Raw genomic sequence first — 13,928 nt, 5'->3', positions numbered from 1 at the left:
CCGCGTTATTTCCCGGACGCGAGAAACGCCATCACCGCCGCATTCAGCGGCGCAGGGCACTCTTCAGGTAACCAGTGACCGCAACCAGGTAACACTTTGCCGGTGACCTGCGAGGCGTAGCGGCTGACCACCTGCTGCTCATAAGCACCCAGTCCGCCGTGACCGCCACCGCCAATCGCCAGCATCGGCACGGCAATTTTCTCGCGGGAGAGCACTTTATTGTCCGCCACTCCCTGATTCAGCACCCGGTAATATTCAAAGGCGGCATTCAGGCTGTGCGGTTTTGCATAGGATTTGCTGTAAAGATCCAGCAGCGCCGGGGTGAACACCGCTTTGTTGGCGGCATGTTCTTTGATGAAATGTTCGAAGAACAGGCGCTCTTTACCGGCGATCAGCTGTTCAGCGAGCTGTCCCTGCGCCGCAAAGAAGCTGAAGTGCCACACCAGGGATTCGCCTTCAGGCGTAAAGGCCGGGAACTGATAGATGCTTTCATCCGGGATCGGCGCTTCCATAAAGATGGCGCGGCGGATGCTGTCCTGATGTTTCACCAGCAGCGGATAGGTATTCCAGATGCCAATGTCGTGCGCCACCAGGTCGAACTTTTTGCCGCCGGCGAACTGTTGTGCCAGCTGATAAAGCAGCGGCGCGACGTCGGTGGCGCGATACGAATGCGGCACGTCAGACTGTCCCAACCCCGGCAGATCCACCGCCACGACGGTGTGGTTTTTTGCCAGTTCCGGCATCAGCTGGTGCCACTCGTACCACGTCTGTCCGAAACCGTGCACCAGATATACCAGCGGTCCGCTGCCGCCCTTCACATAATGCAGGCGCACGCCATCCACAGTTTGATAGCTGCTGGTGAAACCGGCGGGCAGCGGGAATTCATCCGCGGCGGTGCCGGCGGCGGAAAACAGCGCGGCTGAGGCAAGCAGCAGGGTTAACAGTAATTTTTTGAACACGTGATTGATCTCCATTTTGTCATAATGCCATTTAAAACAGTGGGTTAAATTTTTAAGTCAGCCCGGCAGGTCAGTGACCTTGTACGCGCTGGTGCCGCGCGCCGGCCTGGAAACCGTGCTGACGCGCCTGCAGTGCGATGAGGAAGCCAATCGCCAGCAGCAACAGCAGCGCCAGCGGGAAAGACGCCACGCCCCAGTGGGTAAGCAACACGCCACCGGCCAGACCGCCGCCGGCAATCGCGCTGTTCCACACCACCACGTTCATCGACAGCGCCACATCCGCGCCCTCGCCCGCCGCATCCGCCAGTGCCGTTTGCAGCAGCGTGGCCGCCCCGCCAAACGTCAGCCCCCACAGCGCCACGCCGACATAAACCAGCAGCGGCAAGCGCGCCAGCCAGATGAACAGCAGCGAGACCAGCGCAAACAGCGCCAGACTGCCGAGCACGGCGACGCGCAGGTGGTGATCGACGAGGCGACCGGCCAGGCCGATAGCCGCCAGCGCCGCGATGCCAAACACCAGCAGCACGCTGTCCACCTGCCCGGCGAGACCCGCCTGGGTAACGAACGGCGCAATGTAGGTGTAGAGAATGTTGTGTGCCGTCATCCACGCCAGCACCACGCCCAGCACCGGGCGCACGCCTGGCGTCATGAACACCGTGCGCAGCGGCAGACGCTGATCGCTGCTTTGTCCCGGATAGTCAGGCACCCGCAGCAGCACCCAGCCGATCAGCAGCAGCGTCAGCGCTGACATGATGCCGAACGCCGTGCGCCAGCCCACCGCCGTGCCCAGCCAGGTGCCGATGGGAACGCCCAGCGCCAGCGCAATCGGTGTGCCGACCATCGCCACGGCGAGCGCTTTGCCCTGCTGATGCACCGGCACCATGCGCCGCGCATAGCCGGCCAGCAGGCTCCAGGCGAGCCCCGCCGCTGCGCCGGCGAAAAAGCGCGCCACCAGCGTCAGTGCGAAGTGGGTCGAGAACGTGGTGATGGAGTTGAAAATCAGGAAACCGACGATAGCCAGCAACAGCACGTTACGGCGACGCCAGCCCTGAGTGGCGATGGTCAGCGGAATCGCCGCCAGCAGCGAGCCAAGCGCATACACGGTGACGGTCTGCCCGGCCAGCGCGGTGGAAATACCGAGGCCCGCCGCCATCTGCGGCAGCAGTCCGGCAGGTAAGGTTTCGGTGATGATGCAGATAAAACCGGTCATGGCCAGCGCCAGCAGCGCGCCCAGCGGTAGCGGCCGGGTTTTATCCGCGGCGGTATTCAAAGTCGTCACAATCAGCGTTCCCGATGTCATCAGCGTGCAGGTAAGGCGCGCGCCGCTCGTTGAAATTATATGTACCGATCAGTATATAAATTGGCGAAGTGCGATAACTTGTTACGGCTTAAGAACACACTACCGCGGATACGCTATCCGCCGCCCGCCGGCACAAATATATACTGATCGATACATTAGTTGACGTGCGAGACCATTGTCAACGACTTATGTATCGATTAGTATTTAAGCATTGAGATTAATGGAGCACTGAGATGGCCACTATGGGACGGCCGCGTACGTTCGATCGTGATGCGGCCATTGAACAGGCGATGAAGATTTTCTGGCAGCACGGCTATGAGTCGACATCGTTAACGCAGCTGAAGGCGGGAATTGCCGGTGGAATTTCAGCACCGAGCTTCTATGCGGCCTTTGGCTCGAAGCAGGCGCTGTTTCAGGAGTGTGTGCAGCGCTATCTGTCGACTTACGCGCAGGTGGTGGAGCCGCTGTGGGATAACAGCCTGCCGCCCCGTACCGCAATGGAGACCGCGCTGCGGCGCTCTGCCAGCATGCAGTGTGAGTCCGGCCATCCGCTGGGTTGTATGGTCGGCCTGGGCGTGATGAGTGCGCCTTCCGCCGAACACGCGGATGTCACCCAGCCGCTGGCGCGCTCACGCGCCCGCACGCTGGCAGGCATGACGGCCTGCGTGCAGCGCGGCATCGACAGCGGCGAACTGCGCGCCGACACCGATGCCGCCGCCCTCGCCATCGCCCTCGACGCTTTTCTGCTGGGCGTGTCGGTGCTGGTGCGCGACGGCGTCAACGGTGCGCAGATCGATAACGCCATCGCCCATGTCATGGCCGCGTGGGACGCGGCAAAATCCGGGACGGATTAAGCGCCCCAGCCGCCTGGCGACGCACGCTGAACATTACCCCGCCGGTTTGACTTCGGTGATCAGCGTTGGCAGTTGCCATGCGCCGCCGGCGCGGATGGCACGACACATGCCGGTGGTGGCCTCGCTGCTCTGGACAAACTGGCGGCCATCCCACACCCATGCAGCGGTGCTCCAGCAGTCACCAATGCCGCGCCCTTTCTGCGCTTCGCTGATCACGCCGTCGTGATAATCAGATCCGGAATCGGTGATCAGCTGCGGCGTGCCCTGCAGCGCGTTATCCAGCAGCCAGAAACCATAGCCTTCGTTGTAAGCCCCACGCCAGCACAGCGCGGCAATCAGCACGTGCTGCGCATCCACCGGCGTCAGCGTAGGCGGTTCTGCGCCCTCTTCTGGCTGATCGTCGGACGGCGCGAGATTGTCACAGCTGTCATCATCGGTCAGCGAGGCAATCAGCTTTGGCTTGACCTGCGCCAGTTCGTCCGGCGTCAGAGGGCGCGGCGCGGCTTTCAGCACGTGGACCTGCTGGATCACCGGCATTGCCACTGCCGCCGGTACGCTGGCTTCCGGCTGATTACCCTTGCGCACCAGCGCGCCCGGCGTGTTCAGCCGTCCCTGCGCCTCATCCATTTTTAACAGCGTGGCAAACGCCCCGTTGCCGGAGAGCTCAAACGGCTCGGCCGCGCCGCGAAACTCCACTCTGGCACTGCCTTTGATGGCGGCGATCAGCGCCTGGGTCTGCGCGTCGCTTAGCGTCCACTCATCGTTCTCCGCTTTGCTGACCTCGCCCAGCGCGCGATCGTCAATCCACAGCGCCAGCGCATTCACCTGCTGCGCATCATCGTCGCCGGTATCGGCCAGCACCACGCGCCCGTGCGTCAGGCTGTCTGGCCCGCCGGCGCGCGTCAGCAGAACCGATCCGCCCGCGCCCTCTTCGGCGCTGTAGCCGGCGGCGCGGCAGGTCAGCGTATTATCACAAGCCAGCTCCCAGTCTTTATGGCTAAACGAGACGCCTTCGTCGGCCCACAACGGCGTGCTCAGGCTGGCGAACAGCGTCAGCGCCAGCAGCAATCGGCTTTTCATGCCATCTCTCCCTAATGGTAAAGGTGGCTAGTGTGATGATTTTTGCGGCGCGGGAGAAGTGAATTTTTTGCGGCGGATCTTATTCCATCGCTGCCTGTGGTTGTGGCTGACGCGCCATCAGGCTCAGCGCCACCAGCATCGCCAGCGCCACGGCAATTGCGCCAGCGAGATACACCGAAGCCACGCCGCGGTGGGCGGCCAGCGCGCCCGCCAGCGGACTGGTGACTGCCAGCGCGATATCGAGAAACGCCACGTAAGCCCCCATCGCCAGGCTGCGGGTGTGCGGCGGCGCACGGCGCACCGCTTCCACGCCGAACGCCGGAAAGGCCAGCGAATAGCCAAAACCGGTCAGCGCCGCGCCGAGATAAACCAGCGTCGCGCTATCCGCGCGCCAAATCAGCAGCTGACCGCAGGCTTCAATCAGCACGCATACCAGCGCGACGCGCGCGCCGCCCAGCTTATCCGGCAGATGGGCAAAGAACAGGCGAGCCGCGATAAACGCCACGCCAAACGCGGTGAACGCCAGCGACGCGTTGCCCCAGGCCCTGGCCGCAAACAGCAGCGCGATAAACGCGGTGATCATGCCAAAGCCGACGCTGGCGAGCGCCAGACCCAGTCCCGGCCGCCACACCGCGCCCATGACTTTGTAGAACGGTGTCCGTTTGGTCGAGGTCGGCGCAACGGCGCGCACCTGGGTGATAGACATCAGCGGCAGCAGCGGTACCACGATGATCGCCATGGCGATGCCGGTGAAGTGCCAGCCGTGATAAATCGCCACGCCCAGCGGCGCACCCAGCGCCCAGGCGCCATAAATCGCGATACCGATCCACGCCATCACTTTACCGGCATTGGCCGGCCCCACCAGCCCAAGCCCCCAGCCGAGCGCGCCGGTGGCCAGCAGGCTCTCGCCCAGCGCCAGCACCACACGCCCCAGCAGCAGGATGGCCACCGAGCTGGCAGGCCGATCAACGAACAGCAGCGAAATCAGGTAGACCACGCCGGAACTCGCCACCACCAACAGCCCGGCCAGCACCGCGCGTTTTGCGCCGCGCATATCGGCGAAGTTGCCCGCCCACGAACGCGTCAGCAGCGACGCGATAAACTGCGCGCCGATAACCGTGCCGATCGCCAGCGTATCCATGCCGAGGTTCTGCTGCAGATGCAGCGGCAGCACCGGCAGCTGCATCCCCATGGTGAGAAAAGCGATAAACACCGCCAGCGTCACCGGCAGCAAGGTGATAAATACATTATTTTTCATCGATATAATCCAGAAAAACTGCCGCGCGCAGCGGCAGCGTGATATCAGAGATGGGTGTAATAGGCCGGCGTATCGAGCTCGCTCAGCAGGTCCGGGCGGGTTGCAGACCAGTCCAGCAGCGTGCGCGTGCGCTGGCTGGAGACCGCCATGTTGCCCGCCGCCATGTTGGCGAACCAGCCAAAGTGTGCCCGGTCGCGCTCGCCGCTGGGCAATCCGAGCTGGCGTCCGATCGTCTCCGCGATTGCGCGGAACGGCACCGCCTCATCGGCCACCGCGTGATAAACGCGCTCGGTGACGCCCTGCTCCAGCGCCAGCCGATAGACGCGCGCCGCATCGCGACGGTGCACGCCGGACCAGCAGTTCTCACCGCTGCCGCACCAGGCGGAAATCCCGCTCTCACGTGCCAGCCGCACCAGAATCGGCACGAAACCGTGATCGCCGAGGCCATGCACCGACGGCGCCAGCCGTACTGTCGCCACGTGCACGCCGCGCTGCGACAGCGCCTGCGCCGCCGCTTCCGACTGACGCGGTGACACCGGCTGCGGCTGATCCAGCTCCGTCGCCCCGCGCGCCATACCGGACAGGCCGGAGGTCACCAGCAGCATGCGATCCGATCCGGCAATCGCCTCGCCGAGCAACTCGATCACCTGACGGTCCTGCTCGCAGTTCTGCACGAAGCGCGAGAAATCGTGGTTAAAGGCGGTATGAATGATGGCGTCCGCAGAACGCGCGGCGTCACGCAGCACGTCAGCATCCTCCAGCGAACCGCGGATAACCTGCGCGCCAGTGGCGGCCAGCGCCTCAGCTTTCTCCGCAGAACGCGCCAGCCCCGTTACCTGATGGCCCGCTGCGATCAACTCTTCCACTACCGCTGAACCCACCCAGCCAGTAGCCCCGGTGACAAATATCTGCATGATCTTCTCTCCTGCACGTTAAAACGCGAGTGTTTCGTCGTGTTGATATAATGCGTGCTGTGGAGCGGTGGCGCTAATCGCATCAGCAATGCAGGAGCAAGCCTTGTCGGATAAGGCCTGAGGGCATGAAGACCGCGACTTATTCGGCGAGAGTTCAGGTTTACAGCGCCGCGACAATCTGCTGGCGCAGCCATTGCTGGGCGGGATCGCGATGCAGGCGCTCGTGCCACAGCATCAGGATGTCAAACCCTTCAATCTCCAGCGGCGGTGCAAGCACGGTGAGCTGCGGCGCGTTTCGCACCAGGCGCTCCGGCAGTACGGCGACCAAATCACTGCTGGCCAGCGTGTCGAGCATAAACAGAAAATGCGGCACTGAGAGCGCGACGCGGCGCGTGCGGCCGAGCGTTGCCAGCGCGCGATCGGTGGCCGCACTGAAGCCGCCGCCATCCGGCGAAACCATCACAAACTCCAGCTGACAAAAACGGTCCAGCGTCAGGGGCTGCTGCAGCTGCGGATGATCGCGCCGGCCGGCCAGCACGTAGCGCTCGCTGAACAAGCGGCGCTGATGCAGCGTCGGTGGCGCGTTATCGCCGGTGTGAAACACTATATCCAGCTCGCCCTTCTCCAGTTGCTGCGCCACCTGTGGCGGATTGAGCGCGAATACCGCCATGCGGCTGCGCGGTGCCGCTTCTCGTATGAGTTTCAGCGCCGGCAGGATCAGCGCCGATGACATGTAATCGGTGGCGGCAATGCGCCAGGTGAGCTCAGCGCGCGCCGGATCGAACGCTGCCGGTGGTGCTACCGCGCGCTCCAGCGCTTCCAGCGCCAGACGCAGCGGTTCGCGCAGGGCCTCGGCGCGGGCGGTGGGCAGCATGCCGCGCGGACCGGGCAACAGCAGCGGATCGTCAAACAGCACCCGCAGGCGCGCCAGCTGGGCGCTCACCGACGGCTGCGACAGATTGAGGCGCTGCGCCGCGCGCGTCACGTTCTGCTCCACCAGCAACACGTCTAAGGTTTGCAGCAGATTCAAATCCAGCGAGTGCATATTCATGCCATCTATACCTGAGATATCAGTAATTGATTTCTACTATAGCCAGCACTGGCTTAACCTGCAGCGGTTTTCATCTCACAGGATACCGCCATGAATGTTTTGATTGTGTATGCCCATCCGGAACCGCGCTCGCTGAACGGATCGCTGAAAGACTTTGCCGTGAATCATCTGCAGCAGGCGGGCCATCAGGTGCAGGTGTCAGATCTGTACGCCATGCAATGGAAAGCACAGCTGGATGCCGCCGACACGCTGGCATCTCCGGTGGGCGCACATTTTGATGCCACGCTGGATTCGCGTTTCGCCTACGACAACCAGTTGCAGGCAGCGGACATTGCCGCCGAGCAGGAGAAGTTGCGCTGGGCCGACACGGTGATTTTTCAGTTTCCGCTGTGGTGGTTTTCGATGCCGGCGATCATGAAAGGCTGGTTTGACCGCGTGTATGCCAACGGTTTTGCCTATGGCGTCGGCGAGCATAACGATCACCACTGGGGCGATCGCTACGGCGAAGGCACGCTCGCCGGCAAGCGCGCCATGCTGGTGGTGACCACCGGCGGCTGGGAGTCGCACTACGCGCCGCGCGGCATCAACGGCCCGATTGAGGATCTGCTGTTCCCGATCCAGCACGGCATACTGTTCTATCCCGGCTTCAGCGTGTTGCCACCGCTGGTGCTGTATCGCGTGCAGAAGTCGGCGCAGGAACGCTTTGCCGGCTGGTGCGCCGCGCTGGCGCAACGGCTGGATCGCTTAGCGCAGGATCAACCGATTGCCTTCCGTCGTCAGAACGGCGGTGAATATGTGATTCCGGCGCTGACGCTGCGCGAGGATCTTGCGGAAGGTGAAAGCGGATTTGGCGTGCACGTGGCGCGCTGAGCCGCAGGCCGCCAAACCGCAGCGGCGCGCTGCCGCGTCATTCAAACAGCCAGCGCCCCGCCTGCGCCGACGCAATCAGCATGCCCAGCGTGAAATCCGGCACCACCGGCACTTCACGCTTGTTGAACGGGTTGAGGATTTGCGCCAGCGACGGTTCGTCCGGGTAGTAGGTTTCAATAGCGAAATTCGCGCGGTCGACCGCGAACTCGCTGAAAAACTCCTCCATCAGCGCGGCGGCTTCGTCGCGCTCAAAGTTGAGATCGCTGTCGATATCAATCTGCGGCGTGAGCGTTTTCTGCTTGAACAGATATACGCCGTCATAGCGCCGCACCAGTTCATAGATACGCTGTTCGAGTTGCTCAGTCATCGTCGCCTCTTCGCCTGTGCTGATAGGATCGCAGGGCATTTTGCCATGCCTTGCCGCGAGGCAGGAGGAAAAAAATGCCAGCCGTGAATACGTATCGCAATCCTGCATAAAAATCCCGATAGCCATTGCTACCGGGGCCCTTATCACTTAAGCGGCAGATAGATATCCGTCAGCAATTCGTGTTCCGCCACTTCATGCACGAAGTTGTGATAGTGGAAGAACAGCGGGAAATCGCGCAGCTCTTCGCCGCTGGCCGGCAACCATTCGCTATAGAGCGAACGCGCCAGCTCGGTCAACGCAGTGTGCGAACCGTGATGACGCAGCACCGCGCAGCGTCCGCCGGGAATGGTGCTGTTAACGACACCAAAGGCGTTGTCTTCGTTAACCGGTGCAGTCACCGAACCGCAAAGGTGATACTGAAAATCTCCGGCTGGCGTGCTGGCCGGATCGTGCGGCGCGACGCCGAACGTCTGGCTGCTGCGCACCGGCGACGCGCCGCTGCTTTTGCGCCAGGCAATAAACTGCGCCGCCGTTTCGTTGATGCGCTGCGGATCACCGTGATGCGTGAGCATCGCCACCGGCGTGGTGGCAAACATTTTAATCTCAACTGACATACTCTCTCTCCGTTTGACGGGTGGCTGAGGCATGCGCTGATGCCAGGTCATCCACACCGGCTGCTGACGAAATTCACTCGGCGTCACGTCAAATATCTGCTTAAAGGCGCGACTGAATGATTCGGCATGCTGAAAACCGGCATCGAGCGCAATCTCAATGATTTTCTCGTGCGGATTGAATGCCAGCCGGTACGACGCCCGTTTGAGCCGCATCAACTGGATGTAACGCCCCGGCGGCATGCCGCACCAGGCGCTGAACTGGCGGTGAAAGTGGTACGGCGAAAAGTGCGCCACTTCACTCAGTTGCTCCAGCAGCAGCGCTTCATCAAGATGGCGTTCGATGTAGTCGAACACCTTGTCAAAGCGCTTGCGATAGGTCTCGCGGTGATGGTTTTTGTTTACTGGCATAGCATCCTCTCTGGGGAATGAGTATGCCCGTGTGGCGGAGAGTGGGCCTGATGGATCTTGCGGAGTTTTGAGGGAGAGTAAAGAGCGGTGATGGTTTTGGTAGGGAATGAGTGGGGATGATTATGCGCTTACATAGGGCGATTATTTGAGGCCCGGCAGATTTGAGCTTCATGCTTTTAAGCTACTTAAAATTTGCCTCTCAGGCTTCTTTGAGATCATATAGCCAGCGCCCCGCTTTTGCCGATTCAATTAACATCTGAAGCGTTAACGGCTTTGGCGCTTGATCTAAGATCCTCTGCGATTTGGGGCGAAGAAAGTTTGGTAAGAAGCCTTTCTCATAAGGCCAGTATGTCAGGAAGTCAAAACCACGGTTATCGACATCGAAACGCTGAAAATAGTCTTGCATAATTTCATCACCGGTTTCCCGCGCCCAGGGATATTGTCCGGTGTTCAGACTGGTTTCATAGCTCAATTCGGGTTGGCTCTTGGACAAGAATGGTTTGCTATTGCAGTTGTCCTGATACCACTTTATTATAGTGCTATCGATATTATTCGGCATCAGACAAGGCCCTTTGTAATGAGTTCTAAGATGTAAATAACCTTATAGTTCAGTATAAGCTAAAAATAAGTTCGAAAGTCGCAACTATCGTCTCAACCTTGAGTAACAGTGTAACCTTTTCTGGCAGGAGTATCACCTTTAATACTACCAATGTCTTTTGGTTACTACCAGGGGATGTATGTTTTATCCTTGAATAACATCACAAACACATAACGAACTCGCTTAATCACCTTAAAAAATCATTTAGCAATGGAAAAATAAAAATGTTTAGAACAAATCAAATCGTCACAACAATAAGCAAAATGAATCCACATGCTCCTTATAGCAAGGTAAACAAAAAAAGCAAAAACCTCATAAAAATTCAAAAATATTCATTCCTCACCTCCTTATTATCACTCTTCACAATGATTATAATGTTAGCTATTTATAAATCCTTTGACCTTCCTAAAGAGCCATTCATTCCAGCTGCTTTTGTTTTTTATATTTTAAACTTAACCGCAACCACAATATTCATCATTACCCCTATAATCCCAGGTGTTAAATTTATGCTCAATCTCAAACATGAAGTTTTCAACGACCTAATTTGTGAAATTGACAATGATGAACAAAACATAGAAAAACTCATGCCTTACTCTGTGAGTGAGTTAAGCTACTCAATAGATTGGTTAAACATTAAGATGCAAAGATTAAAATCTAGAGTAAATGATTTTTTCGGAGAAAAAACTGCTATCTTATCAATAATTGGATTAGCATATTCAGCAGTTCAGGCTTTTGGTGGTTTAGGGAAACTGGGTGACACCATTTCAAAGGGGCTCTTCAGCTCAGGCACCGCAAATACATTAATAGTATTTAGCTTGGCTTTTTTATTAGGCTTATCTCTTGGGGCGTTGATACTCAAACACATATCCAATCACCTTCAATATCTTAAAGAAATATTAGAGTTAGCTAAAAAACAAAAAGAACAAATCAAAGAACAGCCTTTAAGCCAATGATATGATTGATTTTACATTATAAAAAACACAATATTTTAACTAACATACCATTATGTTAGTTAATGTATGACATGGAGTAAAATTAGAGCCTCCATATCAAACCTCAAGGATTAAATATAACGCCAAGTAAATAATGCAAGTCGATTTTATTAATACTCCCCACATCACCTATTCACCAAATATTCAACTGAATTTTAATAACGCAATAATAAGTGCGGACGGTTCTCTTTATCATACTATCCCAGCCATTAACTCCTCCTCTGAATTGAATCTTTTCCTTAAGTTAACACTAATTCGGGTGTTCATTTTTTTGATCGACTGTTACACCCTTCGGTAATTTGTCATATATTGGCTTGTTCAATCAGATAGGACGCTATGCTAACCCAGGTTCAGCGTTCAAGTTTGTGGCAGTTGAATCCCAAACACTGATAGATTCTTATCGTCGTCGGATTATTTACTGTAACCACGATACTGTTCATGATACGAGTGACCATAGGACCTCAAATTTCGGAAGTATTGATGACCGTTAGGAGCTTCTATGTGAAGTTATCTTAATATGTCAGGAACCTAATATTGAGAGGATAACTAGTGTGCTCAAGAGGAAATCCATCACTCATTTCATTTTTTCCGCATACAAGCAAAAAAGCTAATACCACTTACTCTTTATAACACCACCTGCGTTTACGCTCATACTGTTGTTTTATAGATAAGGTAACCTCCTCGAATCAGCATAAATCCTTCACGATAGACAAGCTGCCAGATACACATTTAACCAAAGTGCCCATGTTCAAGCAAGGATACATTTACCCCCAAAAAGTATAGTCTGATGCTGGGTTGCATGACTACAGGATAAAGTAACCAGACGTTCAACAGGTGTTAATTTTTATCGAGCTATTGCCTTACACATTATTTACCGTTCCAGGTTTGATTTCTAGGTCTTCATTTCAGAATCCCATAAAGTGCCGATTTTCTAGCCTTGCCAAGGCGAGCAGCCTCAGAGGGTAGGTGCTATTTTAAGTTAGGTAAGCATTTCAAGTACATGATTTAATGCCACCATACTTCCTAAGCCATATGTAAGAAGTTGTGTCGGAAATAACATAATTACGGAAGAGTCCTTTGATATTAAATCCGACTTGTGCTCATACAATATTAACGATTTACTCGTCTAAAAAAATCATTATTAGAATGCAATTAATTTACTGTTAAAGGCATTGCCGAAGACGCAGCTTTTTTTTAACATCGACGGATAGCTCACTAATACCAAAGCAGAAATATGCAAAAAACAATCACACTATATTAATGCAAACATGGTAAAATCTTTAAATCATTTTTACTATATACGTACCAGTCTTCCCCTTCAAGAAAACTGTATGCATTCAGCGTTTCTTCTTTATTGAAATCAACAAATACTTTATCTTGATTTGGGCCTAGAAAAATCACGCTTACTTCTATGCCCTTTAAATTTAAACATGGATTATTCTTGTTGAAATCCAGCTGATGAGCCAATGAATATACTTTTTTATTTATTACACCATCATTAAAATTATTACCAACCCACCCTAAAGCAAAGTAACCAAATATACATGTAAAAACAATATAAATTACCCCACCACCAGGAAACTTAACGTCAGTATTCCCACTCAATTTTTCCTTCAAGTATGAAGCGAGATTCAACAGACAAAAAACGCAAAATATAACCAACAGATAGACAAGAATAGAAATTTTCTTGAAGAAAAAATAAGCAACCAAAAAACTTCGTGTGAAAGGAAAAAATGACGGATCAATATTGAAAACATCATTTATCACTGCGGAGGCCTCTGAGGTACAGTATATAACCAAGCCTGTAAATGATAACGATAGTATTATTTTTGCAGTTTTGAATTTCCAGATCTCTTTAAATACCAGCGTTCTTTCAATATTAACACCGATCCATAACGTTGATAGCATTATTGATATGATATAAGCAGGTAGTTTCAACCCTTCAATAAATTCAGAATCAGATTTATTCCCAGTAGAAAACACAAATATTACTATTGCCACAAATGCTAATGCATTGAGCGCAATGGAAGAATCCCATTCCGCATTAAATTTATCATTTTCCTTTTCACTTTTAAGAAACAAAACAGCATCTTTTATATCTTTGATAATTTGCTTGGTGGATTTATTATTCATACTGGCGTAATGACCATTATTGTTTTCGTCGAACTCCGATGCCAATTTTTTTATAGATTCCGCATAACTTTTATCATCAGTCATACTAAGCCTCTCTTTTTTCATTGAAATAAAATATAATCATTTCACTTGCTTAAGTTACCCAGCCCTTTATTTTTAAGGTAACAATCGGAAGAAATGATCATATACAAAATTAGCCATTTTAAACTGCCAGAAAGCCTCATCTCCAAGATATTTTTCCTAACTATAGTTACCATAAACCCTACTAAAAATACATATTTTCATTGAAAATGAACTTGATTAAGTACATACTGTATTAATAGTGAAGAAGCGAAGCAAGGGAATACTGGTGAGCGTTAATGAATAGTAATGAAGCTATAGAACGCAGCCGAGTCGGGATTTCGAAGCAAGGTCACAGCATCTTCAATAGTTAGCTATCGTTACTTTCTGTAATGGGAAAATAACCTCCCCGCATCAACCATTAAAGTAGATAACAAACCACTTCCATAGGAAGTGGTTTGAAATTGATA

The 13,928-nt window shown here is 54.2% G+C and carries 13 protein-coding genes; 3 read left to right on the top strand and 10 right to left on the bottom strand.

Annotated elements, in window-relative coordinates; genetic code table 11:
• Positions 1 to 5: 5 nt before the first annotated feature.
• Together AC6I8F_RS03400 and AC6I8F_RS03395 are read right to left on the bottom strand one after the other, a co-directional pair.
• Positions 6 to 974, bottom strand: coding sequence for an alpha/beta fold hydrolase (locus AC6I8F_RS03400; RefSeq protein ID WP_498028527.1), 969 nt, complete (start codon positions 972 to 974; stop codon positions 6 to 8).
• Between the two features lie 55 nt (positions 975 to 1,029).
• On the bottom strand, positions 1,030 to 2,259 hold the full coding sequence (locus AC6I8F_RS03395) for an MFS transporter (RefSeq protein WP_498028526.1): 1,230 nt from the start codon (positions 2,257 to 2,259) through the stop codon (positions 1,030 to 1,032).
• Positions 2,260 to 2,492: 233 nt separating this feature from the next.
• Between AC6I8F_RS03395 and AC6I8F_RS03390 the strand changes: the two genes are divergently transcribed.
• Positions 2,493 to 3,113 carry a TetR/AcrR family transcriptional regulator gene (locus AC6I8F_RS03390; protein WP_498028525.1) on the top strand — a complete coding sequence of 207 codons (621 nt, stop codon included), beginning with the start codon at positions 2,493 to 2,495 and terminating at the stop codon, positions 3,111 to 3,113.
• Between the two features lie 33 nt (positions 3,114 to 3,146).
• Here the strand turns inward: AC6I8F_RS03390 and AC6I8F_RS03385 are convergent, their stop codons facing one another.
• From AC6I8F_RS03385 to AC6I8F_RS03370, 4 genes are all read right to left on the bottom strand, one after another.
• Positions 3,147 to 4,193, bottom strand: coding sequence for a DUF1176 domain-containing protein (locus AC6I8F_RS03385; RefSeq protein WP_498028524.1), 1,047 nt, complete (start codon positions 4,191 to 4,193; stop codon positions 3,147 to 3,149).
• Between the two features lie 79 nt (positions 4,194 to 4,272).
• Complete coding sequence (locus AC6I8F_RS03380) at positions 4,273 to 5,451, bottom strand: arabinose transporter (protein WP_498028523.1); 1,179 nt, start codon at positions 5,449 to 5,451, stop codon at positions 4,273 to 4,275.
• A gap of 44 nt (positions 5,452 to 5,495) precedes the next feature.
• Positions 5,496 to 6,365: an SDR family oxidoreductase gene (locus AC6I8F_RS03375; protein WP_498028522.1), complete on the bottom strand. Its 870-nt coding sequence runs from the start codon at positions 6,363 to 6,365 to the stop codon at positions 5,496 to 5,498.
• A gap of 160 nt (positions 6,366 to 6,525) precedes the next feature.
• Positions 6,526 to 7,416 carry a LysR family transcriptional regulator gene (locus tag AC6I8F_RS03370; RefSeq protein ID WP_498028521.1) on the bottom strand — a complete coding sequence of 297 codons (891 nt, stop codon included), beginning with the start codon at positions 7,414 to 7,416 and terminating at the stop codon, positions 6,526 to 6,528.
• Positions 7,417 to 7,506: 90 nt separating this feature from the next.
• Between AC6I8F_RS03370 and AC6I8F_RS03365 the strand changes: the two genes are divergently transcribed.
• Positions 7,507 to 8,286, top strand: a complete 780-nt coding sequence (locus AC6I8F_RS03365) for an NAD(P)H-dependent oxidoreductase (RefSeq protein ID WP_498028520.1) — start codon at positions 7,507 to 7,509, stop codon at positions 8,284 to 8,286.
• A gap of 37 nt (positions 8,287 to 8,323) precedes the next feature.
• Here the strand turns inward: AC6I8F_RS03365 and AC6I8F_RS03360 are convergent, their stop codons facing one another.
• The 3 genes from AC6I8F_RS03360 to AC6I8F_RS03350 form a co-directional block, all read right to left on the bottom strand.
• Positions 8,324 to 8,653: a DUF1493 family protein gene (locus AC6I8F_RS03360; protein WP_058757234.1), complete on the bottom strand. Its 330-nt coding sequence runs from the start codon at positions 8,651 to 8,653 to the stop codon at positions 8,324 to 8,326.
• A 143-nt stretch (positions 8,654 to 8,796) separates the two neighbouring features.
• Positions 8,797 to 9,675, bottom strand: coding sequence for an AraC family transcriptional regulator (locus tag AC6I8F_RS03355; protein ID WP_498028519.1), 879 nt, complete (start codon positions 9,673 to 9,675; stop codon positions 8,797 to 8,799).
• A gap of 199 nt (positions 9,676 to 9,874) precedes the next feature.
• The gene (locus AC6I8F_RS03350; protein ID WP_498028518.1) at positions 9,875 to 10,234 is read right to left on the bottom strand and encodes a DUF1493 family protein; all 360 of its coding nucleotides are present in this window, start codon (positions 10,232 to 10,234) and stop codon (positions 9,875 to 9,877) included.
• 263 nt (positions 10,235 to 10,497) lie between these two features.
• Here AC6I8F_RS03350 and AC6I8F_RS03345 point away from each other — a divergent pair, with 263 nt between their 5' ends.
• Positions 10,498 to 11,226, top strand: coding sequence for a YuaM family protein (locus tag AC6I8F_RS03345; RefSeq protein ID WP_498028517.1), 729 nt, complete (start codon positions 10,498 to 10,500; stop codon positions 11,224 to 11,226).
• Positions 11,227 to 12,522: 1,296 nt separating this feature from the next.
• On the opposite strand, the gene AC6I8F_RS03340 is transcribed toward AC6I8F_RS03345, so the two are convergent.
• The gene (locus AC6I8F_RS03340) at positions 12,523 to 13,482 is read right to left on the bottom strand and encodes a hypothetical protein (RefSeq protein ID WP_498028516.1); all 960 of its coding nucleotides are present in this window, start codon (positions 13,480 to 13,482) and stop codon (positions 12,523 to 12,525) included.
• Positions 13,483 to 13,928: the final 446 nt, after the last annotated feature.

Source organism: gamma proteobacterium symbiont of Axiagastus rosmarus, from assembly GCF_059730925.1.
The sequence above is the reverse complement of the archived record's forward strand: the minus strand, read 5'-3'. Positions and strand labels throughout refer to the sequence as shown.